This window comes from Flavobacterium sp. FPG59 (assembly GCF_002150205.1).
Classification (GTDB): domain Bacteria; phylum Bacteroidota; class Bacteroidia; order Flavobacteriales; family Flavobacteriaceae; genus Flavobacterium.
Map to the genome: position 1 here is coordinate 1 of NZ_MTCA01000363.1, position 1458 is coordinate 1458.

Consider the following 1458-nt stretch of genomic DNA (forward strand, 5'->3'; position numbering starts at 1 on the left):
CAGCGCTAGCGGGTTATATTATACATAGGTCATTACTTATAACTTATATTATAAAAATAAATAAAGTGAAAGATTTTATTCCAGTGGTAATAGCAATTATCCCCACTTTATTTATTTTTTCTTACCTACTTTCAATTGCAGATGAAATCAACAGATCAAGTTTTTATGGAATAGTGGTTCAAAACATTGTAATATCAATTATGGCTGGGCTTGTAATATCAAATTATTTTATGAATGATAACAACGATTCACCTTGGTTGTATATTTATGGGCTCCTTTTTACGGCATTGTATTTCACAGTTTTTATTGAAAAATGTTTTTTGTCAACTTTTCCACCCACTTTTTTTAGACCGCTAGGAATGGTACTATATGTTAGTAGTTATTATGCATTTTACAGATTTGTAATTGATACAGAAAATATTCATAAAGATAGAGTGCAATAGTTAGTCTTTTCGAAATTAAAAGTAAAGTTAAACTATTATTGATTTTCCTTCAAAAGCTTTTGTTTTGTCATTGTCTACATAAAAATCAATTCTACCTAAATTGATTCCGTAGCATCCAACTTGATTCACTAATACATCTTTTCCTATTTTGTTTTTTACCACCGAAGGTTTGTCTAAAAATGTATGGGTGTGTCCTCCTATGATTAAGTCAATATCTTGAGTAAGTTCGGCAAGTTTCAAATCACAAATTTTGTTTGTTTCGTCTTTGTATTTATAACCTAAATGAGACAAACAAATCACAATGTCACATTTGTTTTCTTGTTTTAAAATTCGAACCATGTCTTGAGCTATTTCTAGAGGATCATTGTAAACAGTTTCTTTATACATGCCTTTGTCTACAAGTCCTGCAAGTTCAATTCCTAGTCCAAAAACTCCAACTTTAATGCCATTTTTATTAAAAATTTTGAATGGTTTTACAAATCCATCCATAACCGTATTTTTGAAATCATAATTGGCCGAAAGAAATTCAAATTTTGCGTGATGCATTTGAGCGCGCAGTCCATCAACGCCATTGTCAAAATCATGATTACCTATGGTAGAGGCGTCATACTGCATCATACTCATTAATTTAAATTCCAGTTCACCACCGTAGTAATTGAAATAAGGTGTGCCTTGAAAAATATCACCAGCATCAAGGAGAAGTACATTTGGATTTTCTTTTCTAATGCTTTCAATAAGAGCAGCTCTTCGTGCTACTCCGCCCATGTTTGCATTACGCGGATGATCAGCAGGAAATGGATCTATATAACTATGAACATCATTAGTATGTAAAATGGTAAGCTGTTTTGCTGTGGTTGTATCAAAACTACTTAGGGATAAACCTAAACTCAATAATGCTGATCCAGCAGCAGTTTTTTCTATAAATTCTCTTCTTTTCATGGTATATATTTTGTCTAATTAATTTTCTTAAAAATGAATTAGGATTTCTTTTTATTTTTTTTGCTGTAAACGCAGG

2 protein-coding genes are annotated in these 1458 nt (G+C 31.2%); one reads left to right on the forward strand and one right to left on the reverse strand.

Annotation, left to right across the window (positions count from 1 at the left end; genetic code table 11):
- The coding region (locus FPG59_RS15980) for a hypothetical protein (RefSeq protein WP_217875954.1) at positions 1–443 on the forward strand (443 nt) is incomplete at its 5' end.
- 27 nt (positions 444–470) lie between these two features.
- Here FPG59_RS15980 and FPG59_RS15985 read toward each other — a convergent pair.
- Complete coding sequence (locus FPG59_RS15985) at positions 471–1382, reverse strand: bifunctional UDP-sugar hydrolase/5'-nucleotidase (protein ID WP_086455521.1); 912 nt, start codon at positions 1380–1382, stop codon at positions 471–473.
- Between the last annotated feature and the right edge of the window lie 76 nt (positions 1383–1458).

What these genes read in the sequence shown, in the direction of transcription:
- FPG59_RS15985 (WP_086455521.1), bottom strand. Translation starts at nt 1,382, where the DNA reads ATGAAAAGAAGAGAATTTATAGAAAAAACTGCTGCTGGATCAGCATTA.